The following is a 26,712-nucleotide window of genomic DNA, read 5'->3' on the forward strand; positions in this document are numbered from 1 at the left end:
ATTACCTGATTAGATTAACCGGTTCTTTTTGTTGTAAATAACTCAATACCATCCCGTATCATGATGGTAAATACAGGTAAAATTTAAGCGCGTTTACAAACCTTTCATGGACTATGAAAATTCAGCTATTACCCAACTTTCACCGATTATCCGCGAATAAGAAAAGATTCAAAGTGTCACTGCAATAACAAGTTTTCATTTTCTTAAAATTAATGGCTAAATTATGGTAAAATGAAGTGTGAAGTACTAGTGGTTCGTTTTGTTGGGCAAAACCATGGCGTGCTTACGAAAAAGTTTATCATGTACTTATTTATTTTGTGAGGGAGTGGCGTATATGGACCAGCAATACAATAACATTCTCGCACCGGTTGATGGATCAAAAGCCACTGATCCGGTGTTAGATAAAGCAATCGAAGTCGCAAAGTTAAACGATACCCACTTGGATATCCTAAACGTTTTGGAAGTCAATCAATTCAGCGACACTTATGGTGGTGCCGTTAGCGGCGACGTCATTTACAAGCTTTCAGAAGACGTACAGGCACGTTTAAATGAGTTAAAGCAAAAAGCACTTGATGCCGGCGTTAAGTCGGTTGATATTCACGTTCGGTTTGGTAATCCTAAACCGGTTATTGCGCGCGAATTTCCAGCTGATCACGACACCCAGTTGATCATCATTGGTTCAACTGGCTTAACTGCCGTTGAACGCTTGATGATTGGTTCTGTAACCAACTATGTCAGCCGTTCTGCGGTTTGCGACGTACTCATCGTTAAACCCGCTGAATTAGCTAAGTTGGGTAAATCCGGTAAATCAAAATCAAGTAAGAAATAATTTTTAAAAACGTCAGCACCCTTGCCCGTAACGGGTAAGGGTGCTTTTTTGGAGGCATCATAAATGGCTCAACCAACCCAGTGGCAGTTTACAGTACGTCTGCCACGTAATTTTCAATCTAAAGCATTGCGCCAACTGCTGATGGCAGACTGGTATCTGCCGAAACACTTAGTTTTTAGTTTAAAACGCGGTGAACGGGTATTGGTAAATGGCCAATACCTGCCCGTTAACTTCGACGTGCATCCGGGCGACCAGATCACGCTCACGTTTTTGGCCAGCGATTTCGAACATCCGTACCCAAACGTTATCCCGGACAGCGCTGCCACCGTTAGCGTGCTGTACGAAGATACCAACTTGCTGGTAGTCAACAAAACTCAGGGCAGCAAAACCCACCCTAATCAGCCAGGTGAAGTCGGTACAACGTTGAATCATGTAGCGGCCTATCTGGCACCCAAGAACCAGCAACCCTACGTGATCAACCGGTTGGATCAGGAAACCAGCGGGGCACTGCTGATTGCCAAGAACCCGGCAGTGGTCCCCGTCCTAGTCCGCTTAATTAAGGAAAAGCTGATTCAGCGGACTTATCTGGCCTGGATCCACGGCCAGCTTAACCAGCCTCAGGGGATTATTGCCATGCCAATTGGCCGTAACCTAGCTGATAAACGGAAACGGCAGGTAGATGGTGATCATCCTCAAATGGCAATTACACACTATAAAGTGGTGGCGCATCTGCCAAACGCAACCTTAGTCGCCGTCCAGCTGCAAACCGGCCGCACTCACCAGATCCGGGTTCACTTCGCCAACCTTGGTCACCCAATTGTTGGCGATCCGTTATACGTAAATGATCCGCGTCAGCAGCGTTTACTGTTGCACAGTTGGCGGTTACGCGTGCCGCTGCCCTTTTCATTTAACCACATCACGTTGACTGCCAGCCTGCCGGAGACCTTTAATCAGTTTGAAAACCGCTATTTTAAGTGAGCCTTAGTGGATCACGATTCTTCTAGCAGTCGGGTTGACGGTTTGGTGCCAATCGGTTTCACGCAGCGAAGAAATGCCTACACCGCCAGTATCATCCGTGCCAATGTCGTGCAAGAACAGCTGGTTTCCTAGGTAGATGCCAATATGATTATTAGCGCCTTGTCGCCGATTGGAAAAAAGAATCAAATCACCTCTGTGCAGCTTTGAGATAGGTTCTGCTTGTCCTTGAGTTACTAGCGTGTAAGTGGTGACACTGTCTAAGGGACCCAGTTTAATCCCTGCATGCTCGTAGCAATACCAGACAAACGACGAACAATCAAAACGCTTGGCAGCATACGTTTGTGCCGTGCGGCCACTGCCTAATTTATACTTGGAACGGCCAACTAACGCCGTGCCGGCCGCAATCGCTGTTTCAACCCGCGGATTATGGCCCCTTAAACGGCTTAAATGACGAAAGGCGACATCGTGACTATAGATCCAGAATGTATGTCCCCTTTGTTTAAATTGAACGTACCCTTCGCCCCGCCGATGGTTGAGGTCCGCTCGCTTAATTCCCGTAATCTGGGGATTTAACCGCAATGATTTCACCGTGCCATAGGTACCAGCAGACCGGGTACCGGCTGGCGCCGAATAAATCTCAGCATTATTATTGGTAATCTTGAGCTGATACGGATATCGATAACGCTGGAAAACCTCGTTTGGCGCAACACCTTGCTGAATCTTAGCCGTGATCACGGACTCCCCAGTCTGATCGGTGCGCCCAAAATAGTGGTGTAAAACGCCGTCACCGACTGCCATGACGATTACTACCCCAATAACAACATACATCAATTTACGCTTCATTCTTACTCCCCCTATTTCAATTTAATTAAACACTTCTTTGTATTTGTTGCCGAGAGATTTCCAAAATACTGAACCTTTCTTAAACATTTACTTACTAAGCCTCTCGAAACCAAAATAAACCAGCTGCTACTTCTTTCCAGAAATAGTAGCTGGTTTATTCTGACCATTTTTACCGCTATCTATTTATAAGTGAGTCCCTTACGTAGTCGCTGCCAGAAATGACTTTCGTCCGCCTGTAAAATTAGTCCCTTATAGATGCTGCTGATATACCAGGTTAACCCGATAATCGTAAGGATCAATACTGAAAGCGAGATACCAATTTCTAACGGACTAGCCGATTGATTGATGATCCGCAACGGCATGAAATATGACGAGAAGAACGGCACATACGACATAATCTTTACCATTAGTGCATCCGCGTTATTTTGAAATGGAAACGTGGCAAAAAAAGCAATCATACTCAGATAAACAGCCGGATACGCGGCTTTCGAAGCATCTTCAGCTTTAGAAACTAACGCCCCGCTAAAGGCCGCTAGTATCGTATAAATGATCACTCCTAAGAATAGGAATAGTAAATTGACGTTAACGAGATTATGAACGACTTGATCTACTAATGAGCCGTATTGATCGAAGAATGGTTTCGCCATATTCATCCGTTTGGCAGCTACAAGGCTTGCCCAACCGCCAATTAGATACACCAGTAATTGTGTTGCAATCACCATTAAGACACCCAGAATCTTGCCGCAGAAATACTTGGCTGCCGTGGTACTGGAGAAGACCATTTCCATCACCTTGGTCCCCTTCTCAGAGGCAATTTCCTGCGCGGTAATTGATGAATAAGTCGTTAAAATCATGTAAACCATGAAGACTAGGATCCAAAACGATGCCATTCGGGCAGTCTTAACTAACCCCTCACGTTTCTGCACAACCTGTTTAAAGGTCGGCTGCACGGATAACTGTTTCAGCTGCTGGCCCGATAGCTTAGCTCGAGCAACGTTGTTTTGTGTCTGCAATTTACTTAGATAACCCGTTAACTGCGCTTTATCGGAAGCCGGCATGGTTTCCTTACCATGATAAACCGCACGATACTGCTTACCTTGGCTCAAAATAACGTAGCCGCTGATGTCGTTTTTCTTCAGCGCATGCCTAGCCGCTTTCACGGTTGTGAGTTTGGTAGCCACATGATCTTTGCCGGCGACTTGAATGTAGCCTTTCCGAAGCGTTGGCTGCTTGGCTATGATCGCAATATCGTTACTATCAGAGGCTGAATTGGCAGAAATAAAACCAACCCCAAATGTTGCCAGCAGCATGATGAACGGTGACAGCACCAAAATCACAAAACTCCACGACTTAACCTGACGCAAATAAGTGGTTAGCGTTACGATCCACATCTTTTTCATCGGGGATCACCTGCCTTCATCCGGAAAATTTCATCAAGGGTCGGTGGCTGCTGACTGAATTCTTCCATGTATTCGCCATTTGATAGCCGCTGAAAGATCTGCTTACCAGCTGCTGGGTCGTCTACCCGTAGCCGATACCGGTTACGGGATAGCATCGTTACTTCCACCACGTGTGGTAACTGCGATAACGCCGCGGTGGACCAGTCAGTCGTCACGAAAATTTCATTTTTGCCAAACCCATCACGGATCGCCCGAATCTCCCCATGCAGTACTATTTTCCCTTGCCGCATCATCACCAGTTCGTCGCAAAGGGCCTCCACATTCCCCATGTCATGACTGGAAAAAATGATCGCCGCGCCCTCTTTTTTTGCGTTTAAAATGGCCTGTTCCAAAATATCCACGTTCACTGGATCTAAGCCGCTGAAAGGCTCGTCCAAGATAATCAGCGATGGTCGATGGATCAGTGTACAAATCAGCTGAATCTTTTGCTGGTTCCCTTTTGATAATGATTTAATTTTATCAGTCTTCTTACCTTTAACTTCAAACCGTTTCATCCACTGATCAATCGCCGGTTTAATTTGCTTAGCGGATTTGCCCTTCAATCGTGCTAGGTAGAGAATCTGCTGTTCAACCGTCATTTTGGGCATCAGGCTGCGTTCCTCGGGTAAGTAGCCGATTTGATCAAAGACCTGTTCGTTGATAGGCTGGTCTTTCCAACTGATCTGACCGTCATAGTGAATGAAACTTAAAATGCTGTGAAAGGTAGTTGATTTACCAGCACCGTTTTGACCGATTAATCCAAGAATTTCACCTTTTTTAACGTTGTATGTCACATCATCTAAAGCCTTCAGATCACCAAACCGTTTCGATAAGTGCTCAATTTTAAGCATAGTACCCTCCCCATTTTGGCTTGTTCATCGTTGAGTTAATCATACCAAATGAATTGGGGAAGTAAATGTTTGAATGTTTTCGAGATTGCACATTAAAAAAGCTGACGAAATCCTACAATCAGAATTTTGTCAGCTTCTATGGTTATTTACAATTTAAGCGCCCTGTTTCACGCTCTCAAATTGATTTTCTACGTATTCACGGTACAGTGGGTGCTTCTTAACCAGTTCTTGGTGCGTCCCATGTCCGCTGACCTGACCATGTTCGATAAAGTAGATCTGGGTTGCATCGACAATGGTACTTAACCGATGGGCAATCACCAACGTCGTTCGGTTATGCATCAGCTTTTCCAGTGCTTTTTGAACCATGATCTCTGATTCGGAATCAAGACTTGCTGTCGCCTCATCCAGCATTAAGATCTTCGGATCACGCAAGAACGCTCTGGCAATTGCCAGCCGTTGCCGTTGACCACCAGAAACCTTAACCCCGCGTTCACCAACTTGGGTATCCAAACCGTCTGGCATGTCCTGAATAAAGCTCTTAGCATAAGCCATCTCTAACACGTTCCAGAGCTGGTCATCCGTATAGTCACCGTCCAACCCATAAGTCAGATTGTAGCGAATCGTTCCCGCCATAATGGCAGCATCTTGACTCACTAACCCGATTTGGCTGCGCCAGTTATTCATGTTCACATCATTAATTTCGGTATCACCAATCTTAATTTGACCCTTATCTGGATCATAGAACCGTTCCAGCAGACCGAAAATGGTTGATTTACCGCCACCAGAAGGTCCAGCAAAAGCAATCACGCTGTTCGGTTTTGCGGTAAAGGAAATATCCTGCAGGATCGGTTGATCTTTTTCGTACTCGAAATCAACGTGTTCAACGGATAACGCTTGGCCATCCATGTCGATAGCTTCACCAGAAGTTTGGTCTTCTTCGCCAGCTTGCAGCAGTTCTTGAATACGAGCTGTCGAACCACTCGTCTTAGCCATATCAGTGAAGAACTGGCTTAACTGAGTGAATGGTCCAATCATCTGCGTCAGATACATCAGAAATGAAATCAAGGTGCCGAAGGTCATGGTATCCTGAGCAACCCGGCTGGCACCATAGATCAGCATACCGATCATCATGCCCATCATCATCATTTGCATTAGTGGGCTGGCAACGGAGTCGTAAATCGCTTCTTTCAAGCCGATTCGATACAATTTATCGATCTTCTGATGGCCATCTTCCCGCTCAACGTCTTCAGCAGTTGATGATTTGACCAACCGAATATCGCTGAGAATTTCACTGGATTGACCGTTAAAGTCAGCCAAGGCATCCTGCCGCGCAATGGAAATTTTGTGTGACTGCTTGATCACAGGCATCATCAAAACCAGCACCAACGGTACCGCGATGAACATGATCAGTGTCATTTTCCAGTCCATCACTAACATCAAGACTAAAGCACCAACCAGCTGCAAAATTGAAGTCACCATGTTAGGAACGGAATTTGCCAGTAAATCCTTGACCTGGGATGTATCATTGATCAGCCGGGAAGAAATCTCACCTGAACGGGTCTCGTCGAAGTAACCCACGGGTAACCGCAGAATTTTATCCCATAAGAACTGACGCAGCTTGCTGACAACGTCTTCACCAAAGAAGCCAAGAATACTGCCAGAAAAAGCGCTGATCAGCGCACTGCCAATAAAAGCGGCAATGACTAAGAACATCAACTGAGAATTCATCACGTGACCAAGTTGATTGATCAGTTGCTTCGCTAGCTGTGGCACCGTTAATTGAATCCCGGTAGCAATCAGACCAAATAGTAAGCCAACACCAAGCTGCCAAAAATGGGGTTTGATTTTGACGACCAACTGTGCAAAATCTTTAAAGTTAAATTTTTGACGTTTGAAAGGAACGCCGCCTGCTTGTGGGCCTCTTTGTGGGCCGCCCTGTGGAGCTTGTCGTTGCATGTCTATTTGCCTCGTTTTTGTGATTTAGTAGTTGTTACGTTCTGGGTCAAAGCCACCTTGATGCGGATCAAACCCATCGGGACGTGGCCCAAATTGACCGTTGTGTGGGCCTTGATGACCAAACCCGTTACCTTTAAAGCCGCCCCAGCCCTGAGGTTTCTGACCTTTAAAGAAGGCGTTTGGCATGTTATCCAAAAAGTCTGGCCGTTCTTCACCGTCATCCCACTTAGCAAACTTTTCGTTTAAACCAGTAGTAAGTTTGTTCAGTAATTTGCCCAATGTTTCTTGTTCTTCCTTAGTGAGTGAGTCAAACAGTTCATCAGAAAATTCGGTTTTAAAGTTATGAGATGAAGTAATCGTTTCTTTCCCTTTTTCAGTGAGTGAAATCAAACTAACACGCTTATCTTCAGTTGAATCATGGCGTTCAACCAAACCTTCTTCTTCCAGTTTCTTAACCATGACGCTAACGGAACTTGGCCGGATGTCTAATTCATCAACGATTTGTGAATTAGTTAATTGATCCTTATCGTTAAGTAATAGCAACACACGCATTTGGCCACGTTGCGGCTGCTTAGCCCAGAACTGCTGGCCCCGTTTAGAAAAAGCGGAAAAACCGCGTTGCTGAAAAGCCATCATGAAGTCGCCAAATTGTTTTAATAAATCTTGTGAGTTGTATGTCATTTTAATAATCTCCTGTCAGTTCATAATGTTTAGTTAGTTTTGTAAATGATTAACTAACGATTTAAACTATAATTCATTAGTTAGTCATTGTCAACACAAACTAACTATTTATTTTTAGTCGTTATTTCCCCATTTCGTAGTACTATAAAGGCAAAGGGGGATTTCACATGAAACTCAATAAAATAGTTGGTCTCACCGTAGCGACACTGTTAGCAGCTGTCGGAGTCGGTCTATCAACACAAACGAATGCTTCTGCCAAAAGTTACTCAGGTTACTCATATGCCGAAACCACTCGTCAAATCAAATCTGGTAAACTAAGGATCCCTGCAAAGACACGGGTTTATCTGTTTGCACCAACAACCAAAAATCATAAAGTTTACGCTAAAATTGATGTGGGAGACTTAAACTACAACATCAGGCATACCAGCAAGAACGCAGAAATGATTGTTCCATACAGTGGTAATTTAAAGGTGTTAAAAGGAAATTATCCACGTCCTGTGACGATTGCTAAAGGCAAACAATTTACTACTCAGAGCAATTTTATTAAGGCACCAAAAATTGCCATTACATCAAATAATTATGTCGAATACTTTGCCAATGGCAATACCGGTACTAAACCAACCTCATCCACAAAGATTACTGCCACTAAGCAAAAAGGGAATTTAACGCACTATTATGCGAAGAAAAACATGTTAAAGCTACCAGACCGACACATCTCAAAAAAGGGAAATTATCAGTATCGGTTAGCGGTTCGCCTCAACAAGAATCACTTTAGCAAATTATCTACTAGCTATTCAGTTGGTACGCTTAAGAATTACTTCTACTTGCCAGCACCAATGGCCTAAAGTTAACACCAAAAGGGTCTAGACAGTCTAGACCCTTTTTTAATATAGGGGCATTTGCGACAGCAACCAAACAATTCTGCTGACTAAACATGGCAAAGTACATGTAGCGGAGTAAGAAGTTTGGTCGGTGACATTAAAAGAGAAGCCAAAGGACTTTCAAAAGTCTTCTGGCTTCTCTTTTTTTGTAAATCACTAGTTTATTGTTTCTCATGCCGCCTTAGTCTTCTTTTCTTTTTTTCGTTCAGAATAATGAGAACGATAATACCTATCGTCTCCACAAAACCATCCAAAACTAACACACTAGTTAGCCAAAAAGACGGGAAATACCAGTCCAAAATTAGTAACACAATTCCGATACCACCCAAAATGTCTAAAGCATTACTCCATGAATCAAATGGTTTCAAAAACACCTTCGAAGGTTTCATCAGTTATTCTACAAACTTCTTTCTATTGATTTTTTGATCCAGCGTATTTCCAGTGTCGCATTTTGAACATTTTGCCATTTTTAACTTTTGAGGCTTTAACTGTATGATCAATAGCTGCACCAAACGATTTTACAGCACCGAAATAATTTTCAGCATACATATTAACACCAAATTTTATCAAATTTACAGCGGCTAACCCTGCATGACCACCAATAATTGTGTTCTTAGATAGATAAATATCAACGTTCCCTTTTTTTACTGCACCATGCCATACGATTTTTGTTACACCAGAGCTACGGTTACCCACTACCAGTACGTTAGGTGCCAAAACTGAAAGGTATGCGTGCTCAACAGCAGCATCCTTAACTTCCATAGTAGTCTGGCCACCTTGGGTCGTGATCGTTGTGGCAGCTTTAACCTTTTGAGTAATCTCGGCCATTTGTGCTTCAGAGGCATCGTTTATCTTATTTTGGATCAATTGAGGCACATCAGCCTCTTTCACCAGCTGTGTTTGAGCAAATGTGTTCACATTAGCACTGTTAACTACATTCATAGTTTTTGAAGATGTAACCGTATCAGCTTGAGCTGTAATTCCCTCTGATAGAGGTACCACAGCTACGCTGGTTGTCAGCATCGTTAAAGCTGTTAGTGTTGTTAATTTAATAGCGTTCCTTTTTGAACCTTTAACCTTATGATCTTTGTTGTCTATGCTAAAAAATGTCATATCGTAAACCTCTAGTAATGTAATTTTTTCTAATGCGCATTAGGGTTTAGCTGTTAACATCATTCAGCTTAGATGAATCATGACATTTTGACTAGAAACCAATAGTTTACACTGGTTGCATTCTTGTAACATGTTATTTTTAACCAATCTAATTAACCAAAATAATTTTCATGAAATTTCAAAGAACGGAGTCACATCAGGTTATTTTTTTAGTTACCATCAGTTCTGATAGCTAATTTTTAATAAATCTATGAAAGAACCCCATACTTTCACTTAACTTAGAACTACTATCATTCTGTTTGACGTCCCCGTTGGTTTGAGAATTACGACTATCAGTTTGCCCTCCCAAATTCACGTGATCTTCCTGTGTATGTGTTACTACCGAAGAATTGTCACGTTCTGTAAGTTTGCAGGTATCCGAGTGTATATATTCTTCGAACGTTTTAATCTGCTGTCTTAGGTCTTTATTTACCTTAGTTAACTCAATTTGGAGGTGTTGTTGTTGATCCAGAAGTTTTTGCATGTTTTCTATTTGTCGTTGTGTAATCTCAAGTTGAGCATCTTTGACTTTAAGTTGTTCCAGCAACAATCTATCGTTACAAAAAAATTGATCTGATCGTTTATCGTTTGATTGACTTTGACTAGTTTTATTATCAATATTTAACAATGCCTTAACACCAGGTTCATTAATTACTAATCGATTGCCGATTCTTCTAACGTACTCATCCCTAAATCCATCAATCTGATTCATACGATGCTGCACAGCTGGTTTTGTAATACCTAACTGAGCCGCAACTTCTCTTACCGTTTGTCCCAAAATCCCCACCAACTTTCAATAATAAAGTATATCACATGGTATGAATACAAATCTTCTAACCAAATTCGGTCAACCGATAATTATCAAATTAACTGATTCTACAAACAAGCACCCTCTGAGTTACAGAGGGTGCTTGTTGTCTTCTTATGTTAATGTAGTCAATTTTGTAACCTCAAATTATGGAGGTTACAAATATGAAAAAAATTATTTTAAGTCTCGTCATCATCGTATCGTCACTATTATTTCCAATAACAGTTCAAGCAGCCACAGTTCATGTCAATCATATTAGCCGTGGTTCCTGGTCTATGGGATGTAATGTCACTACTTCAGGTAATAAGATCACAGGAATTAGAGACTTATCGATTAAAGTTAGCAGTGGCTCTGTTACAAATAAACAAGCGTACTTAAAAAGCGGGAGTGCCAAAATACAGTTCACACGTCATTTGAATTTACTGACTTACCACTCCTCGGCAATCATAAAAATTAAAAACGGTAAACTTTATGTGACTGCTAATTAATCTTATAGACAGTTGTTTGACTCGGCTTGAACCAGTTGTCAGCTGCATAAATACTAGTATTGATAACACTAACTATAATGACAACTAATGCTATCGCATAGATTGTTTTAAAAAGCGCATTATACTTGGTGTTTCGCCACATAACATAAATGGGCAACAAGACACCGATTGGTGGAATAATCCCCGATATGAGCGTCAAAACCAACAGGAGAATTCCCTCGTCGCGATTGCTATACAACGATTTATTAATTTGCTTTAATTGCTTCTTTTTATCATTAATCACAGTTTGATTAGTTTGGATTTTATTCTCCAGATCTTGATTCTTTTTCAAAAGCTTATCGATCGATAACCCATAAATATCACTTAAATAAATCAAGTTATCAATATCTGGATAAGCTCTTCCTGTTTCCCACTTGGAAACAGACTGCCTCGTGATATGCAGCATCGTTGCTATCTCATTTTGCGAATAACCTCGGCTAATACGAGTAGTTCTTAATTGTTCTGCTAAAGTCCCCATGCTTTCCTCCTCAAAGTATTTAGACTAGCACACCATTTCAAAAAATCAAATTGAAATTTTATTTTTGCTACTTTAGTTTAAATAAATTCAATAAAAAATAATTCCCAGAATATCAACGTCACCACTTAATTAGCCAGCAAAAACAGTACGGCCACCTAAATTTGGCATCAGCATATTTTCAAAATAAGTCATCGGTACCGTTCGGATAAAATCGACACAAACTGTAACCCTATCACGCACTAATTGACTCGGAACATTATCAATCAGGATACGCTCGTAACCTTTTAAGAAACTAACCCTATTTGGTCGGATCATCGTAAGTGAACTAAGTCGTTTTATTGATATTCACCCGTTTGCGACAGCAACCAAACAATTCCGCTGACTAAACGTGCCAGCGTAAATGCCGTGGAGTGAAACCAGTCAGATTGTGGTGTAGAAAGCAGTTAGCCTCCGTCCTTTGGAGGGTTACTGCTTTGCGCAGACGGAGGAGATCCGCCCTGAGCGAAGCGCTAGCTCCGGAGCAAGCCACGACGAGCTGCCTGGTTTCACGCAACGAAATGATTCCTTAACCAATCCCCTTACCTAATATCGATCTTACTCAGAAAAAAGCACTCCGAGAACTAAATCTCGAAGTGCTTTTAAAATGCTTTCAAGCAATTAAATTACTTAAGTGGTGTCCACTTCCAGTTCGTGACTTCTGGCATATCAGTACCATTTTCACGAATGTAAGCAGTGTGCTTAGCAACCATGTCATCCATGCGTTGTTCGAAGGATGCACCCTTAACAGCGTATTCTGGCATGCTCAGCAAAGCATCCTTTGCCAAGTGGTAACGGTCGAGTTCATTCAAGACACGCATATCAAATGGTGTGGTGATATCACCGTTTTCACGGTAACCATGAACACGAAGGTTGTGGTTGTGACGGTCGAAGAACATGTCGCGGACAATGTCTTCATAACCGTGGAAGGCGAAGATGACGGGCTTGTCAGTAGTGAAGTAACGGTCGAATTCTTCGTCACTCAAACCACGAGGGTCCTTTTCTGGTGAACGGAGCTTCAAGATGTCAACAACGTTGATGACACGCATCTTCAATTCTGGGAATGCGTCATGCAGCAATGATACAGCGGCAAAGACTTCCCAAGTTGGTTCACTACCAGCAGCAGCGAAGACAATGTCAGGTTCTTGACCCTGATCAGTTGAAGCCCAGTCGATGTAACCTAAACCATTGTGAACCAGGTTAGTGGCTTCATCGATTGAGAACCATTGTGGACGTGGGTGCTTTGAAGTAACCAGCAAGTTGATGGTCTGGTAGCTGCGGAATGCAACATCAGCAACAGCCAGCAATGTGTTAGCGTCACCTGGCAAGTATTCACGAATTAACTCAGGCTTCTTTTCGTACAAGTGAGTTAACATACCTGGGTCTTGGTGAGTGTAACCATTGTGGTCTTGCTGGAAGACAGTTGAAGTATCCACGAAGTTCAATGAAGGATATTGCTTGCGCCATTGTTGTTCTGAAGCTTTACGTAACCACTTCATGTGTTGCGTCAACATTGAGTCGACAACACGGCCAAATGATTCGTAAGTTGCGAAGAAGCCATGACGACCAGTTAAGACATAACCTTCCAACCAGCCTTCAGCTTGGTGTTCGGAAAGTTGTGAATCGATAACACGGCCTTGTGGTGCCATGTTTTCGTCATTAGGTTCCTTGATAGGTTCTTCCCATTGACGCTTACCAGTATCAAGCATTGAGTACAGACGGTTTGACTTCGTTTCATCAGGACCGAATGCACGGAAGTTGGTAGGGTTCAGCTTCATGGTGTCAGCAACCCAGTCAGACCAAACGATCATGTCTTGAGCAGTGATAGCACCTGGCGTCTTAACCTTGATAGCGTACTTCTTGTAGTCAGGCAGCTTCAATGGTTCTGGCTTGATCCCACCATTAGTGATAGGGTTCATGGCCATCCGTTGTTCACCCTTAGGGGCCATATCGCGAACGGATTGTTTGATCGTACCGTCTTCGTTAAAGAAGTCTTCTGGTTTGTATGACTTCAACCACTTAACTAATTGGTCAGCATGTTCCATGGCACCTGAGGCAATTGGTAGCGGAACTTGGTGAGCACGGAATGAACCTTCAACGGGGTTGCCATCGAAGTCTTCCTTAGGACCAGTCCAGCCTTTAGGTGAACGGAAGATGATCATTGGCCAGTTAGGTAATGAATTGTCATTGTTTTCGCGGGCATTCTTTTGAATGGCGTGAATCTTTTCAATGGCTTTATCCATGGCCTTAGCCATATCTTCATGGACGGGTTCATGATCGTCAGGGTTCTTAACTTCAACGAACTCTGGATCCCAGCCCATACCTTTGAAGTAGCTAGTCAAGTCTTCATCACTCATCCGTGAAAGGATGGTTGGGTTAGAAATCTTGAAACCATTCATGTTAATAATTGGTAAAACAGCACCATCTTTGATTGGGTTGATGAACTTGTCTGAGAACCATGATGTCGCTAATGGACCGGTTTCAGATTCACCATCACCAATTTCAACAGCGGCAATTACGTCTGGGTTATCTAAAATTGCACCAGTACCGTGTGAAAGTGAGTAACCAAGTTCGCCACCTTCGTGGATTGAACCTGGTGTTTCAGGAGCAGCATGTGAAGCAACGCCACCTGGGAATGAGAATTGCTTGAATAACTTCTGAAGACCCTTTTCGTCTTGAGAAATGTTAGGGTAGATTTCTGAATAACTGCCGTCAAGATATGAGTTAGAAACCATAACTTGACCACCATGCCCTGAACCTTCAATGTAGAACATATTCAAATCATACTTCTTGATGACCCGATTTAAATGTGCGTAAATAAAGTTTTGAGAAACAATTGTTCCCCAGTGACCAATCGGCTTAATTTTAACATCGTCTGAAGTCAAGTCGCGGTTCAATAATGGGTTGTCCCGTAGATATAGTTGACCAACAGACAAATAGTTGGCGGCACGCCAATACGTGTCAACGCCTTCCAAATACTGTTTGGAATCGTAATCTTCTGCCATTAGAGTAACACTCCTTTGAATGATTAAAGATAACTGCACGACGTAATCAATGCAGTTGAAACAAGATGTGTGAATTACCAAGTACGAATTGTATCGATAATTTACACACACTATGATAGTCCCATTTACATAAAAGTCAACCGCTCTGAAAATTGATACGGTCCAATTCATAGACATAATCAAGTTAATCGCGTTACATCGCTAAAAAGGCGATGAGATCAAGCCTTATAGCAGCTCAAATTAATTTTCAAAACCCATGAAAATATGAAAAAAACTGTCCAGTAATTGTAACTGGACAGTTTTTTGAGTCATTATGCTATTCTTCATCCAAAGTAACGAAGGTATTGTAATTGAAGTAATCGTAACGCAGGCGCATATTGGAAACCTCAAAGGGCGTCCCGTCATCTAAAAAGAAGATTCCTTCCATAACGGCGACCGGTTCCGTAGGCTTTAACCCCAATAATTCCTGATCTTCTTCGTTTGAGGGTGCCACTTTAACGGTCATAAACGACTTGGTGACAACCTTATTTTGAACGTCTTCCAGGTAGTTAAAAATCGAACCTGATACGACTTTTTGCGAGAGTTCTGGTACAATCCTAATCGGGATAAACCCCCGTTCAATCATAAACGGATGGTCATCAAATAATCGCAAACGTTTAATTTCATACACAAAGTCGCCCTTTTCCAAGAAAAGGTCCTGCTGCATCTCTTCATTAGCCGGCACAACTTTGAAGGATAGTAACTTAATCCCCTGGGTCTGGCCGTCGTTTTTAAAGCTGTCGGTAATTCCCAAATTGGAACCCTCATAATGAAAAATCGTTTGGTTCTTCATGTATAATGGGTTAATAAAGGTGCCCGAACCACGTTTTTTGAAAATGATGCCTTGATTTGCTAAGACACTAAGTGCTCGCTTGATTGAACTGCGACTGACGTTGTATGCTTCACTTAGGCTGCGTTCATCTGGTAATCGTTTGTTTGGAAACTGATTATCGTGAATTCGCGATTTTAAGTCGTGCAATACTCTTCTGTAAACTAAATCTGCCATTCCAATCTCCCTTGCAACCAGCTCACTGATTTAATGATTAAATCGAGTATAACAGATTTTAAAGTTTTCGGATAGATTGAAACGCACTATTGTGTAAATTGGTCCCTATTAATTTGTCGTCTGGACTGCACCAAATCATTTATATAAGGAATGGTCGTTATGTCAAAAAAGAAGAAAAAAAGTCAATTACATAAAACGCTCGTTGAACAGATCCTGGATAAGGCTAAAATCAATTACGAACAGCTATCGTTTGCTACCCACGAAGCTGGCGATGTGCAACAAATGGACGTTGATGAAAGTACTTTTGATCAGCACACGATTTACAAAACGCTGGTGGCTTCAGGCAAAACAACGGGTCCAGTTGTCGGCGTGCTGCCAATAGATACGCACTTAGACCTTAAAAAGTTAGCTAAAGCTTCCGGTAATAAAAAAGTCAGTATGGTGCCGCTAAAAGAACTGGTCAAGACGACGGGTTACGAACACGGCGCTAACACCCCCATTGGTATCTGGGAAAAGCTGAAGTACCCGATCTACTTTGATAACACGGCTAAAGAACAGGGAGAGATCATCGTCTCCTCCGGGCAGATTGGCCGCTCTGTGAAGGTAAATGCCCAGGCCGTTTGCAAGCTAGTGAAGGGTAAGTTTACGGATCTACTAGAAGAAGAATAGCACCGTAACCGCATATAACAAGTAAGAGGCATCGTAAATTCCAGTTGGGATTTACGGTGCCTCTTACTTATACATCTCTCTAAACACTCATTTGTGCGCTTACTTCATACCATTCCACTCAGCCTTAAAATCTTCCAAAAAGGTCGTCATTGTTTTTTGACGCCCCTTGGCGATTTTTCTTGCTACCGGCGTATTCATACTGTCCGGCAGCTTCAGCAGTTTTTCGTAGAAGTGATTAATGATCGTTTCGTTATCTAAATTACGATACTCCGCCTTTGTCATATTTGTCCTAGGCTTGATTTTAGGATCGTAGATTTTTTCACTGTGATGACCGCCGTAATAGATTGCCCGCGTGATGCCAATGGCACCAATCGCATCTAGTCGGTCCGCGTCTTGCACGATCTGACCTTCCAGCGGCAATGGATGCTGGTCATCCGTCAGGGACTTACTAAACGACATGTTATTAATAATGAACATGACCGTTTGTACCTGGTCTGGATCAAATTCAATCGAACTCAAAAAGCTCTCAACGTTTCGTTGGGCTGATAACACATCCGAAACGAGTTTGTCATCGATCACATCGTGTAAATATGCCGAGCTCAGGGTAATCAAATAGTCAGCTGAAGGCTCTTCTGCCAACAGCATTTTGGCATTGGTCACCACCCGGTTAATGTGGTCGATCCCATGACCAGTGGCATCACCTGCTAATTTTTGCGAGGTATATTTACTAATTGCAGCTAATTGATCAGTTGCTTCCAAGTCGCTCACCTAAACTTTCTCAATAATAAGAGACATCATACTTTATTTTTATTAAAAGAAAATTAGAACTCATTTTCCACCTGCTTTCAGCAAAACTTTTACAATCAAACAATTTGCTAGGCTTGTTCCAAAATCATCTCACCAAAGTACCGCGCTAGTTTGACATCTTTTCTTGCGTCGCCCTCTTAAACATGCTAAATTCAGATGAGAAATAGATTAGTTAAGGAGGAATGAACAGTAACTATTTTATTGTAAAAGGATATCAGTCTTTGTAAAGTGGTGCTCCTATAATATTTCGTATTCTGATAAGTCTGGTAAAAGATATCACAAGGTTAGAGTTAGGAGGTAAATTTTCCGTATTAGCTAATAGCATATAAGTAGTGATTTATATGAATTTCATTAAAAGGCCGTTTGGGATAAAGCCATCCGGTATAATATGAGGGACACTTTACCTTGGTGATTAAATTCAATAAGGCGGAACACCTGATGTTACTCACCTATCAAGTCGAAATTAAGCCGACTGAAAAACAAACTTGGCAGATTGATTGTCACATTGGTGGCAGTCGTTGGGCCTATAACCTGTTTTTGGATATCAATCGGCAGCGTTATGAATACGGTTATCACTATATGGGCGCTTATGAGTTCAGTAAGTGGTTTAATCATGAATACCTTAAAAGCAATCCTGATGACAGGTGGATCAAAGATCTATCCAAATCAGTTAAACAGGCCTTTATCGATGCCGATATAGCTATGAAACATTTCTTTAAGAAACTGAGTGGGTTTCCGCATTGGCGGTCATCTAAACGCGGTCAAGGCAGTTACTACTTTGTTAAGGACGGTAAAACGCAAATCATTCCTTGTCAGCGTCACCGAATCAAGCTACCCAAACTTGGCTGGGTACGCCTCAAAGAATTCGGGTATATTCCCACCGATGCAGACCACTTTGTGATCAAACAAGGCCGGGTCAAATTTAAGGCCGGTCGGTATTATTTGACCTGTTTAGTGGAACAGAATGAGTTGCCAAAGTTAGAACTAACTGGTGAACCTGTCGGCATTGACCTTGGCCTGAAAGAATTTGCCATCTTAAATGATGGTACTTTGTATCCTAATCACAACAAAAGCAGTCGTATAAGGCGCATCAGAAAACGTCTGCGCACGCTGCAAAGAAAAATGTCCCATCAGTATCACGCACTGAAAGCTAGAAGACAGAAAGAAGGAAAGTCTGCTACTGATTTAAACCTAGCCAAAACTCAGCGGAAGGTGCAACGCTTGTACCAACGATTAACCAACATTCAGTCGGATTATCAAAATAAGATTATTGCCACTGTGGTGAGAGCCAAACCGCGGTGGGTGGCCTTAGAAAATTTGAATGTTACAGGTATGATGAAAAATCGGCATTTAGCTAAGGCAATCAGTTATCAAGGTTTCTATAATTTCCGGCTTAAACTGATTGATAAATGCCAGCAGTTAGGCATTCCGGTGCACTTAACCAATCGTTTTGAACCAACTTCTAAAGTGTGGCAACGGTGTGGCCATAAAAAAGTTGATTTGAAACTCAAAGATCGGGTGTACGAATGCCAAAACTGTGATTATACCGAAGATCGCGATATTAATGCGGCCTTGAATATCAGGGATACTGAAAACTTTGAATTAGCCTACTAAAACAGGCATCAGAGTATGTACCGGTGGCTAGCCGGGAATTAACGCTTGTGGACTATCATATCAACTGTATTAGCGAGTTTCGTGCGAGGCAGGATAGGAAGAAGCAAGAATGATCTATAACTTTTTATAAGTTATCAGTAGCAGGCCCACCATTCATATGACACCCGTTTCTTTTAAGGGGCTCTCGCTTGGCAGCGGAGTTCCCAAAATTTGCGTTCCAATTACAGGCGCCGATCCTAACCTCGTCATTGGTCAGGCTGGGGAAGCCGTTTCTTCTTCCGCTGACATCGCCGAGTGGCGCCTAGATTACTTTAACGATTTAGAAGATACTGCTGAAATTCTCTCAACGGCAAGTCGAATCGTTGAAATTTTGGGTGATTTACCATTGATCATCACTTTACGTGACCGTGCCGAAGGCGGTAAGCGGCAAATCGCTGATGCCGACTATTTAAAGCTTTATACTCAAATCATGCTGCAAACCGAGGTCACCGCGATTGATGTCGAATGGCAACGGGAGTCAACTATCACGAATCAATTGATTACTTTTGCGCGAACGCATCAAGTCAGGACGATCATTAGTCACCATGAATTTAAACGGACCCCAGCAAGGACTGAAATGGTGGATCAGTTAATGAAAATGTCACGCTTAGGCGGCGACGTTGTCAAACTTGCTGTTATGCCTAAAGACAACGAAGACGTCTTAAATTTAATGGTTGCCACACACGAAACCAGTCAACAAATCTCACAACCGATTATCACCATGGCAATGGGATCACTTGGTGCCGTGACCCGAGTTGCAGGCCAAACTTTTAACAGTGTTTTAACCTTCGCCACCAACTCAGCGCTTTCCGCTCCTGGGCAACTAACTGTCGATGAAACACGTAAAATTTTGAAAATTATTGCACAATAAATTACTTTAAATACCATTTAAGATACACTGATATCAGGACACCGAAAGTTGAGGCGGTAATGTTGACCGATCAAGTAAATGAGAATTTTACCAGAATGATTGAAACAGCTTACATTATCTGCTATATTATTATGAGTAAGGTACGTAAAACGTTTTACTTAAATTTAATTGTAAAAAAATTCACATTTTGAAATGAGGTTTATTAAGATGACTAATCGCGTAACTGTAATTGGGAGTTTAAATGTCGACACGATCCTTGAAATCCCGCGCCTGCCAAAGCCCGGCGAAACCCTAGCAATGGGTGACCAATCCTTTGCTGGCGGCGGTAAGGGTTCTAATCAAGGCATCGCTGCTGGCCGTGCCGGTGCTGACACTTACTTTATTGGTAAAATTGGTGATGACGCCAACGGTAAGTTTATGGTGAAATCCATGACTGATTCTGGCATTAACGTGGATCACGTCACCGTTACTAATGATGCTAAGACTGGCCAAGCCTTTATCTTACTTGATAAAAACGGTCAAAATTCCATTTTAGTTTACGGTGGTGCCAACCAAGTATTATCAACTAAGGACGTTGATAACGCTAAAGATACTATCGCTAAGAGCGACTTCATCATTACTCAATTTGAAACACCGCTTGACGTTGCTGAAGCAGCCTTCAAAGCTGCCAAGGAAAACAACGTTGTCACTATTTTGAACCCGGCTCCTGCTCAGGAAACGATTCCAGCTAGCTTATTAGCTGTTAGTGACCTGGTTGTGCCAAACGAAACGGAATGCCAAACCTTAACTGGTGTTGAGATCACCGACGAAGCATCGATGATCAAGGGTGCTGAAAAGCTCCACGCCATGGGTGCTAAGGGTGTTATTATTACCGTTGGGAGCAAGGGAGCCTTCTACCACACCGCTGATGGTAACCACGGCTTCGTAGACGCCTTCAAGGTTAACGCCGTTGATACCACCGCTGCCGGTGATACCTTCATCGGTGCTTTGAGCTCTCAGCTAAAGCCGGACTTCAGTAATTTAGCCGAAGCTATCCGCTTTGCTAACCGTGCATCATCCATTACCGTTCAACGAATGGGTGCCCACCCTTCAATTCCGACTTTAGCTGAAATTGAAGCTGCTGAAAAAGCTGATAAATAATTCTGCAACATAAAAAGGATGTGTTCTCACTAAAACTGGTGAGAACACATCCTTTTTCATTGTCTTGTACGCTTAATGTTCACTACTGATTTAAGCGATTGTTTCAATTGGCAAGTGCATACCCTTCCAGCCTTCTAAGGCACATGAAAGTTCGTAAGCTTTGAAACCAGCTGAAAGTAAGGTCAGCAAGGCTGCTTTACCCAGTGTCGTGCCGGCAGTCCAGTCATATACCACGTAAGTCTTAGATTTATCCAATTCATCAAGATGGTTAGAAAGATCCTTAGCAGCAATGGCAACGGCACCCTTAATTTGGTCCTTTTTGATTTGAGCTGGGGCGTTTCTAACGTCTAACACAACGTACTTTGAGTCTGGTTTTTGCATTTCTGGTAAAACCTCGTCATGGCCGATGTAGAGACTCATATAAGTTTTTAAGAAGTTAATTTTTTCGTTTTCCATGATTATTTCTCCATTTCTTGTTCAAGTGTCTGTGTACCATTCTGAATCTTTGCTAACAAATGTGACAGTGTAGTTAATTCGTTTGACGATAAACCGCCAAATAAAGTTTGAACCGCATCAAAATTATGCGGTAGAAAAGATAATAAAACCCTTTCGCCTTCCGCCGTTAAACCAATTAAGGTAGCTCGCTTGTCCGTGGGGGACGGCTGCTTGTTAACCCGTCCCTGGTCCACTAAGCCCCTTAATAGTTTGCTGACAGTTGCCCTAGTGGCACCTAATTTTTCAGCGAGTTGTAACGGCAATAACTGCTGATGCGGTGCTTCGTAAAGAAACATCAAAATAACGAATCGCGATTCCGTTAAATGATATTTCGCTAGCACCGCGTCATACTGCCGCTGCATCTCTCGATACGAATACTGGAAGTTTAAAAACTGCTGAACAGTATCAATATCAATGTCGGAATTAACTTTGCCGATACTTAACGCTAACCGAGTAGCATTCGGACGATCTTTAAAATTACCTTTTTCCATCTTTTTCAGACCTTTATAATTTAATTAGCCGGCTAACTATATTACATTGAACAGTATACTGACTTTTAAAAATAAGTCAAGCGTGAAACTCAAAAAGCGGTAAACTCTAATTTCACAGAGTTTACCGCTTGATGTTTTACTCATTACTTTTGTGTCTTGATCGACTGATTCTTATAGGTTTCAAGGCCAACATTAGCCGTTGCCAACTGGTTCTTGTCGGAAGCAGTGGCTTTAAAGCTGACTTTATCACCAGCCTGAATGAACTGGTCAATTGGCTGGAAGGTCTTCGCTGAAGTATCCATCCGGTAAACGTGGCTGTCACCCTTCAAGATAAACAGGATTTGCTTATCATCCGGTTTAACCACCCGTTCAACGGTGCCGGAAATGGTCTTGCCAGTCACTTTCGGTTCAGTCGTCGTTCCCGTCTTAGCACCCACACGCTGCTGGAAAATTTCTAGCGTACTCTGGGCATCGTCACCCACCGCATAGGTGCCGCTTTGGTTATTACCATCCGCCAGCAAGTAGACAAACTTCATAAAGGAGTTGTTATCCCGATCAAGCATGGAAACGACCCAAGTTGGATTACCATTAATCCTGTACAGTAATGGTAAAGTCCCCTTATAGTTTTGTGGGTTAATATCTTGCTGAGCGTAGGAAATGGCCCGTTCTGGTGTCATGACGTTGCCGTGTTCACGGTAGTAATGCAGCGTATTGGTTCGGGCATCCACAAAGGAATAGCCTAAAATTGAGCTTTGGTGACTATTAACACTGGTCATCCCAGTGAAGTAGTAGATACGACCCTTGTAAGCGTACGGCGTTAAGGTGTCGCCACCTTCAGTACCAGCCTGCGTCGGTTTCATCACATCATTATGACCACCAAAGCTGGTTGCATTCCAAAAACCATGACGGTAACGGCCAAACATCGAAACTTCTTTTTCGACTAGTTCTGGAGTTGCCGCCACATCAACGAACTTTGGTACTTTAATTGGTGAATAAACCTTCACCTTACCGTTGATCGTGTTTAAAACGGCCACTTTATAGTGTTTAAAGTCATAGTTACGGTTGAAGTATGAAATCGGCTTTGCTAGTGTTCGGACGTAGTAAGGTGTCCCGTTATTATCCACTTCAAGCTGAGAAGTACTGCCGACCATGGTATACCCCATACTATAGGCATTGATACGGCGATCCGCATCACGGTTAAAATAAGCACTTGGCGTATAACGCATGGATTTGGCCACAAACTTCGGGTCAGCATTCTTATCGGTAGCATTGGTCATGAAGTAGCCTGGTACCTTCTGGTAATGAATGTAACGCCAGAAACCACCGGAGAATTCAACGGGGGCAACATACACCATTTTACCGTTGTACATCTGAACCCGCATATGGTTTAGATCATAGACGTTCGAGTTCTTAAAACTGTTTAACGAGTTATTCATATCAGTAGAAACGGTTTGCGGTGCGTTCACTACGGGAGTCTCTGCACTATTTTTAATGACTGGCATCGGCGCGCCATCCGTGGAATTATTCATGTCCACTTTAATGGAATTCACCGCCGGCTTAGGGTTCATTGTCGTCACAACTGAAGCCACGCTGCTAAGAATAACAACGGCAATCACGGCTGCAACGGCAGCGCCAATTAAGCGGCCCACCCAGCCGATGGTAAGCCCAAAACTGCGCATTAACCGGCTGAAATAATTATCTTCATTGACCGCACGTTCCTTTACAGCATTCGGATTAAATACGAAGCGACGGAGTACTGCCACTACCACAAATCCGCCAATCAGCCACAACAGCCAGCCATCGATCAAAGATGGGTAAGCCAGATCCGGCAGATTAAAGTACGTGTTGATATAACTAACGATAAATAACGCAACAATGGCAAGTGTTCCCCAATAACGCCATCGTCGGTTACTGATCCATAAAAACCAAATAAACGGAATCAATAACCCTGATAACTTAACAAGTGTAATCAAGGCAAAATAACTTAGCATGGCTAGTCCTCTTTCCTGTTTCCCAAATACAGATTTTGTTAACTGTAGTATACCAAATTGTCGGCACTGCTGTCTGAGAGTTTACTGCTAGAACCCAACAAGGGCCTGTGACTTAAGTCTATATCGATAAGGATGCCAGTTAATTCCTTGACTAAAACACAGCGTAGGAGTTACTTTCGTTCACTCCTTTAATGTAGCCTTAACCCGCTCCATAACTCAGATTCCGGCCATTTAACACCCAAAAGCGCCCTCCTGATGAAAAAACCATCGGAAGAACGCTTCTGGGTGTTAAATTCTGGAATCTACCGAGTTATGTCACGGCTTCTATAATCAATTGTACTCTAAAATAAGCTATCCGATCACGATACACTGGCGGCAAATGTATCGATCAACCGGGCAATTTCTTTAATTACGTCAACAACGTTGATGTTATCTGCTGCTAAACTACCAGTTGCCAGTAATTTTTCAGCTTTTGGCTTGTCAGTTAACTCGATATGGTATTTTTCCAACAATGTATTTAATAAATAGTCTGCACTGTTTTCACGAGCTTCTTTTACTTTAAAATCTTCAGCATGTCCAGATTCATCCACCCATAAAGTAAATGTCTGTAAGTTACGACAAACATGAGAAATGAAATTCTTATCTTCTGGCGTTAGCAAGTAGATACTGTCATTCACTTCGAACCACCACTCTCAATTTAAATTCATGATTCTCTCATTTTTCTTTAAGTTTAACACAAGTCCATGTAGATTGAAAGAAACGGGGTGCAATCGCTTACTTGACTAATGAATCATGAATTTTCGGGCATGCTTATCAAGGCAGGTTAACCTCACATGCTCGCGTTAAGAAGCTCAAGCATTTGTGGATATAAAAAGCGTTCAACAGCATTTGCTGAACGCTTTTTGATTATTTTAAAAAGCCGCATACTTTGCGTTCCACGACTTATAATTAATAATTTCGTTAACATCTTTAAGTAAATCATCCACATAAGCCTGATTATCATGTTTCCCACCATGGTAAGCAATATCATTGTACAAGGCCACATAATCATTTAAATCATGTTGGGCGTAGTACAGTGAATTCTTTTGGTTGTAGTAACCAGGATGCAGGCTAACTTGCTCATTTGCTTTAAGCAGTGCCAGACGTATGTCATTGAGATGCTTAAATCCATTGACATTGGTGTTCGAGACACTCTTTTTTAAAACCTTAGGAATAGCGTAAGACGTTTTATCAACTTTTACATGGTGCACCTTTTTAGGTGAAGATTTAGGTGTCAAATAACCGGCGAAAAGCCAGCCATCGATTAACCCATATTTCCGATTAGTCCCATTGCCACCTATAACATACCGGTATTTGGCCATTTTACCGTTCGGCAGTTTGACCGTTACTTCTGCCTTAGAATCAAACGCCCTGATCGAAGTCGTTACTGAATATGACCGCAGATACTTACTGTTGTAAACGCGAAGTTTTTTGTTCTTCGCGGAGGCAACTCTGTGGAATGTTGATTCTTTATACGTTATTTCACTCTCTAAAGTTGCTGCCGAGTGTGTATAGTAGGTTTTCCGAGTTTGCGTCATCCCGTCGCCAATACTTGGATGGTGCCATTGTTTTGCCGATGCTGTTGTTATTGATGAACCCCCTGCAAGACCAGCAACAGCTAACGCCAATGCTAGTGCTTTAACCCCTTTTTTCATCCTTATCAACCTCACTTATCTGTAAATTAGCTCAATTTTATCGCTCTTTTCTTATAATGTACATTCAAAATTTCCAAAAATTATGCTCTCTATACTGATCAGTTGTCCATCAAAACGTCACCCAACCAGTAATTGATTGTGGTGCAGTTGTTGGCGCATCCTCATAGCCTTTTCAAAATCATCCGTAAAGATACCATCGACATCTTGTGAAAACAGTTTGATCATTTGGTCTTCATTGTTAACCGTCCAAATCCGTTCAATCAAGCTTTCGCTATTTTGAGCGTGATGCAGATGCAACCCGTTTAAGTGCTCTTCTTTCATGAACTGAAGCGGATTGGGAACCATCTGTCCGGTTAAGTAGCAGTAGTTTTGACTATCATCCAGTCGCTGACAAATTTTCAAGCTTGCCAAGTTAAACGATGAGTAGATGACTGGGTGCAGCAAATAGGCTTGACTAACCTGCCGTAAAACAATTTCTTCAATTCCCCGGTAGTGAATTTGATTAGTTTTAAATTCAAGGTTTAATACTACATCGATGTTTTGGACCAGCTTTATCAGGTCATATAACGTTGGAATCGGTTCGCCGTTGCTCAGTTTAAACGTCTTTAATTGCTCATAATTGTAATCGCAAATTCTTCCCCCACCATCCGTTGTCCGATCGATCGTTTCATCGTGCATGATGACTGGCAGTCGATCGCGGGTTAGGTGAACATCGAATTCGAGCCCTTCAACGTGATGTTCAATTGCATACCGAAAACCCTGCATTGAATTTTCCGGAAATTTTGCTGGGATCCCGCGATGACCAAATATCAAAGTTGACATAGTCTACCTCCAGATTATAGTGATTTGCTGAGTTAAAGTAGCCTTACACCATGACCTAAGTGTAGCCGATACCTATTTTATTTCTGCAAGTTTTACGTATTAAATGTGTAAAGATGACTACAACCGCTCTATTCAGCCACAGGCCACCAGCGGGTTCGTTGCTGTGAAGGTGGTGTTAGGGCGTTTCGCCCTTACAGCACGGGACGACATTTAAGACACACGTTTTTGGTGTGGCTTAAATGCGAGGCGAAAGACCTTGGCTTTCGCCGGTCCCCACAGCAATGAACCCGCTGGTGGCTGAAGGCGGCCCATTCAAAGAGCTGTTGAGTCCCAACAACCAAACCCAGAATTATCACTTCTACATTGCCGAAACGCGTAAAAAAAGACAGCTCCCGGCCATATAAGAGAAGAGCCCCACACAGCAAAATCAGCTCATCACTTTTACATTGCCGAAACGCGTAAAAAAAGACAGCTCCCGGCCATATAAGAGAAGAGCCCCACACAGCCAAAACCAGGCTGTGACGTGTACCCAAAAAGTTGGAACTAAATAGTTTTATTCTTCTAGGCAAC

General features: G+C 42.4%; 25 protein-coding genes. 8 read left to right on the forward strand and 17 right to left on the reverse strand.

Annotated features, from left to right (window positions below; genetic code table 11):
• Window positions 1-334: 334 nt before the first annotated feature.
• Complete coding sequence (locus tag CES81_RS06925) at window positions 335-829, forward strand: universal stress protein (RefSeq protein ID WP_089121203.1); 495 nt, start codon at window positions 335-337, stop codon at window positions 827-829.
• A gap of 63 nt (window positions 830-892) precedes the next feature.
• Window positions 893-1,807, forward strand: a complete 915-nt coding sequence (locus tag CES81_RS06930) for an RluA family pseudouridine synthase (protein ID WP_089121204.1) — start codon at window positions 893-895, stop codon at window positions 1,805-1,807.
• Between the two features lie 3 nt (window positions 1,808-1,810).
• On the opposite strand, the gene CES81_RS06935 is transcribed toward CES81_RS06930, so the two are convergent.
• The 5 genes from CES81_RS06935 to CES81_RS06955 form a co-directional block, all read right to left on the reverse strand.
• Window positions 1,811-2,650: a C40 family peptidase gene (locus CES81_RS06935; RefSeq protein WP_089121205.1), complete on the reverse strand. Its 840-nt coding sequence runs from the start codon at window positions 2,648-2,650 to the stop codon at window positions 1,811-1,813.
• A 179-nt stretch (window positions 2,651-2,829) separates the two neighbouring features.
• Entirely contained in the window at window positions 2,830-4,050 is a 1,221-nt protein-coding gene (locus CES81_RS06940) for an ABC transporter permease (protein WP_089121206.1), read from the reverse strand.
• The gene (locus tag CES81_RS06945; RefSeq protein WP_089121207.1) at window positions 4,047-4,940 is read right to left on the reverse strand and encodes an ABC transporter ATP-binding protein; all 894 of its coding nucleotides are present in this window, start codon (window positions 4,938-4,940) and stop codon (window positions 4,047-4,049) included. The genes CES81_RS06940 and CES81_RS06945 overlap by 4 nt, the downstream gene beginning before the upstream one ends.
• Before the next feature lie 153 nt (window positions 4,941-5,093).
• Window positions 5,094-6,896: an ABC transporter ATP-binding protein gene (locus CES81_RS06950; protein ID WP_089121208.1), complete on the reverse strand. Its 1,803-nt coding sequence runs from the start codon at window positions 6,894-6,896 to the stop codon at window positions 5,094-5,096.
• 24 nt (window positions 6,897-6,920) lie between these two features.
• A complete protein-coding gene (locus CES81_RS06955) occupies window positions 6,921-7,577 on the reverse strand; it encodes a MarR family winged helix-turn-helix transcriptional regulator (RefSeq protein WP_089121209.1) in 657 nt (218 codons plus the stop codon).
• A gap of 167 nt (window positions 7,578-7,744) precedes the next feature.
• On the opposite strand from CES81_RS06955, the gene CES81_RS06960 reads away from it, so the two are divergent.
• Window positions 7,745-8,422 carry a hypothetical protein gene (locus tag CES81_RS06960; protein ID WP_089121210.1) on the forward strand — a complete coding sequence of 226 codons (678 nt, stop codon included), beginning with the start codon at window positions 7,745-7,747 and terminating at the stop codon, window positions 8,420-8,422.
• A gap of 447 nt (window positions 8,423-8,869) precedes the next feature.
• On the opposite strand, the gene CES81_RS06970 is transcribed toward CES81_RS06960, so the two are convergent.
• The gene (locus CES81_RS06970; protein ID WP_089121211.1) at window positions 8,870-9,571 is read right to left on the reverse strand and encodes a hypothetical protein; all 702 of its coding nucleotides are present in this window, start codon (window positions 9,569-9,571) and stop codon (window positions 8,870-8,872) included.
• Between the two features lie 232 nt (window positions 9,572-9,803).
• Window positions 9,804-10,388 carry a DUF536 domain-containing protein gene (locus CES81_RS06975; RefSeq protein ID WP_089121212.1) on the reverse strand — a complete coding sequence of 195 codons (585 nt, stop codon included), beginning with the start codon at window positions 10,386-10,388 and terminating at the stop codon, window positions 9,804-9,806.
• A 194-nt stretch (window positions 10,389-10,582) separates the two neighbouring features.
• Here CES81_RS06975 and CES81_RS06980 point away from each other — a divergent pair, with 194 nt between their 5' ends.
• Complete coding sequence (locus CES81_RS06980; protein WP_089121213.1) at window positions 10,583-10,906, forward strand: DUF5626 family protein; 324 nt, start codon at window positions 10,583-10,585, stop codon at window positions 10,904-10,906.
• On the opposite strand, the gene CES81_RS06985 is transcribed toward CES81_RS06980, so the two are convergent.
• From CES81_RS06985 to CES81_RS06995, 3 genes are all read right to left on the reverse strand, one after another.
• A complete protein-coding gene (locus CES81_RS06985) occupies window positions 10,899-11,423 on the reverse strand; it encodes a helix-turn-helix domain-containing protein (protein ID WP_089121214.1) in 525 nt (174 codons plus the stop codon). The genes CES81_RS06980 and CES81_RS06985 overlap by 8 nt on opposite strands.
• Before the next feature lie 662 nt (window positions 11,424-12,085).
• Window positions 12,086-14,464: a phosphoketolase family protein gene (locus CES81_RS06990; protein ID WP_089121215.1), complete on the reverse strand. Its 2,379-nt coding sequence runs from the start codon at window positions 14,462-14,464 to the stop codon at window positions 12,086-12,088.
• 316 nt (window positions 14,465-14,780) lie between these two features.
• Window positions 14,781-15,509: a GntR family transcriptional regulator gene (locus CES81_RS06995; RefSeq protein ID WP_089088469.1), complete on the reverse strand. Its 729-nt coding sequence runs from the start codon at window positions 15,507-15,509 to the stop codon at window positions 14,781-14,783.
• Window positions 15,510-15,668: 159 nt separating this feature from the next.
• On the opposite strand from CES81_RS06995, the gene CES81_RS07000 reads away from it, so the two are divergent.
• Complete coding sequence (locus CES81_RS07000; protein ID WP_089121216.1) at window positions 15,669-16,178, forward strand: aminoacyl-tRNA deacylase; 510 nt, start codon at window positions 15,669-15,671, stop codon at window positions 16,176-16,178.
• Between the two features lie 99 nt (window positions 16,179-16,277).
• Here the strand turns inward: CES81_RS07000 and CES81_RS07005 are convergent, their stop codons facing one another.
• The gene (locus tag CES81_RS07005; protein WP_089088499.1) at window positions 16,278-16,937 is read right to left on the reverse strand and encodes an HD domain-containing protein; all 660 of its coding nucleotides are present in this window, start codon (window positions 16,935-16,937) and stop codon (window positions 16,278-16,280) included.
• Window positions 16,938-17,423: 486 nt separating this feature from the next.
• Between CES81_RS07005 and CES81_RS07010 the strand changes: the two genes are divergently transcribed.
• The 3 genes from CES81_RS07010 (at window position 17,424) to rbsK (ending at window position 20,649) form a co-directional block, all read left to right on the forward strand.
• Entirely contained in the window at window positions 17,424-18,599 is a 1,176-nt protein-coding gene (locus CES81_RS07010) for an RNA-guided endonuclease InsQ/TnpB family protein (protein ID WP_225356362.1), read from the forward strand.
• 157 nt (window positions 18,600-18,756) lie between these two features.
• Window positions 18,757-19,509: a type I 3-dehydroquinate dehydratase gene (gene aroD, locus CES81_RS07015; protein ID WP_089121217.1), complete on the forward strand. Its 753-nt coding sequence runs from the start codon at window positions 18,757-18,759 to the stop codon at window positions 19,507-19,509.
• A 207-nt stretch (window positions 19,510-19,716) separates the two neighbouring features.
• A complete protein-coding gene (gene rbsK / locus CES81_RS07020) occupies window positions 19,717-20,649 on the forward strand; it encodes a ribokinase (protein WP_089121218.1) in 933 nt (310 codons plus the stop codon).
• 90 nt (window positions 20,650-20,739) lie between these two features.
• On the opposite strand, the gene CES81_RS07025 is transcribed toward rbsK, so the two are convergent.
• From CES81_RS07025 to CES81_RS07050, 6 genes are all read right to left on the reverse strand, one after another.
• Window positions 20,740-21,105, reverse strand: coding sequence for a rhodanese-like domain-containing protein (locus CES81_RS07025; RefSeq protein ID WP_089121219.1), 366 nt, complete (start codon window positions 21,103-21,105; stop codon window positions 20,740-20,742).
• A gap of 2 nt (window positions 21,106-21,107) precedes the next feature.
• A complete protein-coding gene (locus CES81_RS07030; RefSeq protein WP_089121220.1) occupies window positions 21,108-21,635 on the reverse strand; it encodes a MarR family winged helix-turn-helix transcriptional regulator in 528 nt (175 codons plus the stop codon).
• A gap of 143 nt (window positions 21,636-21,778) precedes the next feature.
• The gene (locus tag CES81_RS07035) at window positions 21,779-23,626 is read right to left on the reverse strand and encodes a hypothetical protein (protein ID WP_089121221.1); all 1,848 of its coding nucleotides are present in this window, start codon (window positions 23,624-23,626) and stop codon (window positions 21,779-21,781) included.
• 359 nt (window positions 23,627-23,985) lie between these two features.
• Window positions 23,986-24,303 carry a hypothetical protein gene (locus tag CES81_RS07040; protein ID WP_089088477.1) on the reverse strand — a complete coding sequence of 106 codons (318 nt, stop codon included), beginning with the start codon at window positions 24,301-24,303 and terminating at the stop codon, window positions 23,986-23,988.
• Between the two features lie 234 nt (window positions 24,304-24,537).
• Window positions 24,538-25,320 carry a hypothetical protein gene (locus CES81_RS07045; protein WP_089121222.1) on the reverse strand — a complete coding sequence of 261 codons (783 nt, stop codon included), beginning with the start codon at window positions 25,318-25,320 and terminating at the stop codon, window positions 24,538-24,540.
• Between the two features lie 117 nt (window positions 25,321-25,437).
• On the reverse strand, window positions 25,438-26,142 hold the full coding sequence (locus tag CES81_RS07050; RefSeq protein ID WP_089121223.1) for a glycerophosphodiester phosphodiesterase: 705 nt from the start codon (window positions 26,140-26,142) through the stop codon (window positions 25,438-25,440).
• Window positions 26,143-26,712: the final 570 nt, after the last annotated feature.

The sequence above is a fragment of the Secundilactobacillus pentosiphilus genome (assembly GCF_002217985.1).
GTDB lineage: Bacteria > Bacillota > Bacilli > Lactobacillales > Lactobacillaceae > Secundilactobacillus > Secundilactobacillus pentosiphilus.

Bases quoted from the DNA above. Each gene is read 5' to 3' on its own strand.
- CES81_RS06925 (WP_089121203.1), top strand. From the start codon at position 335: ATGGACCAGCAATACAATAACATTCTCGCACCGGTTGATGGATCAAAA.
- CES81_RS06930 (WP_089121204.1), top strand. From the start codon at position 893: ATGGCTCAACCAACCCAGTGGCAGTTTACAGTACGTCTGCCACGTAAT.
- CES81_RS06935 (WP_089121205.1), bottom strand. From the start codon at position 2,650: ATGAAGCGTAAATTGATGTATGTTGTTATTGGGGTAGTAATCGTCATG.
- CES81_RS06940 (WP_089121206.1), bottom strand. From the start codon at position 4,050: ATGAAAAAGATGTGGATCGTAACGCTAACCACTTATTTGCGTCAGGTT.
- CES81_RS06945 (WP_089121207.1), bottom strand. From the start codon at position 4,940: ATGCTTAAAATTGAGCACTTATCGAAACGGTTTGGTGATCTGAAGGCT.
- CES81_RS06950 (WP_089121208.1), bottom strand. From the start codon at position 6,896: ATGCAACGACAAGCTCCACAGGGCGGCCCACAAAGAGGCCCACAAGCA.
- CES81_RS06955 (WP_089121209.1), bottom strand. From the start codon at position 7,577: ATGACATACAACTCACAAGATTTATTAAAACAATTTGGCGACTTCATG.
- CES81_RS06960 (WP_089121210.1), top strand. From the start codon at position 7,745: ATGAAACTCAATAAAATAGTTGGTCTCACCGTAGCGACACTGTTAGCA.
- CES81_RS06970 (WP_089121211.1), bottom strand. From the start codon at position 9,571: ATGACATTTTTTAGCATAGACAACAAAGATCATAAGGTTAAAGGTTCA.
- CES81_RS06980 (WP_089121213.1), top strand. From the start codon at position 10,583: ATGAAAAAAATTATTTTAAGTCTCGTCATCATCGTATCGTCACTATTA.
- CES81_RS06985 (WP_089121214.1), bottom strand. From the start codon at position 11,423: ATGGGGACTTTAGCAGAACAATTAAGAACTACTCGTATTAGCCGAGGT.
- CES81_RS06990 (WP_089121215.1), bottom strand. From the start codon at position 14,464: ATGGCAGAAGATTACGATTCCAAACAGTATTTGGAAGGCGTTGACACG.
- CES81_RS06995 (WP_089088469.1), bottom strand. From the start codon at position 15,509: ATGGCAGATTTAGTTTACAGAAGAGTATTGCACGACTTAAAATCGCGA.
- CES81_RS07000 (WP_089121216.1), top strand. From the start codon at position 15,669: ATGTCAAAAAAGAAGAAAAAAAGTCAATTACATAAAACGCTCGTTGAA.
- CES81_RS07010 (WP_225356362.1), top strand. From the start codon at position 17,424: ATGTTACTCACCTATCAAGTCGAAATTAAGCCGACTGAAAAACAAACT.
- aroD (WP_089121217.1), top strand. From the start codon at position 18,757: ATGACACCCGTTTCTTTTAAGGGGCTCTCGCTTGGCAGCGGAGTTCCC.
- rbsK (WP_089121218.1), top strand. From the start codon at position 19,717: ATGACTAATCGCGTAACTGTAATTGGGAGTTTAAATGTCGACACGATC.
- CES81_RS07025 (WP_089121219.1), bottom strand. From the start codon at position 21,105: ATGGAAAACGAAAAAATTAACTTCTTAAAAACTTATATGAGTCTCTAC.
- CES81_RS07030 (WP_089121220.1), bottom strand. From the start codon at position 21,635: ATGGAAAAAGGTAATTTTAAAGATCGTCCGAATGCTACTCGGTTAGCG.
- CES81_RS07035 (WP_089121221.1), bottom strand. From the start codon at position 23,626: ATGCTAAGTTATTTTGCCTTGATTACACTTGTTAAGTTATCAGGGTTA.
- CES81_RS07045 (WP_089121222.1), bottom strand. From the start codon at position 25,320: ATGAAAAAAGGGGTTAAAGCACTAGCATTGGCGTTAGCTGTTGCTGGT.
- CES81_RS07050 (WP_089121223.1), bottom strand. From the start codon at position 26,142: ATGTCAACTTTGATATTTGGTCATCGCGGGATCCCAGCAAAATTTCCG.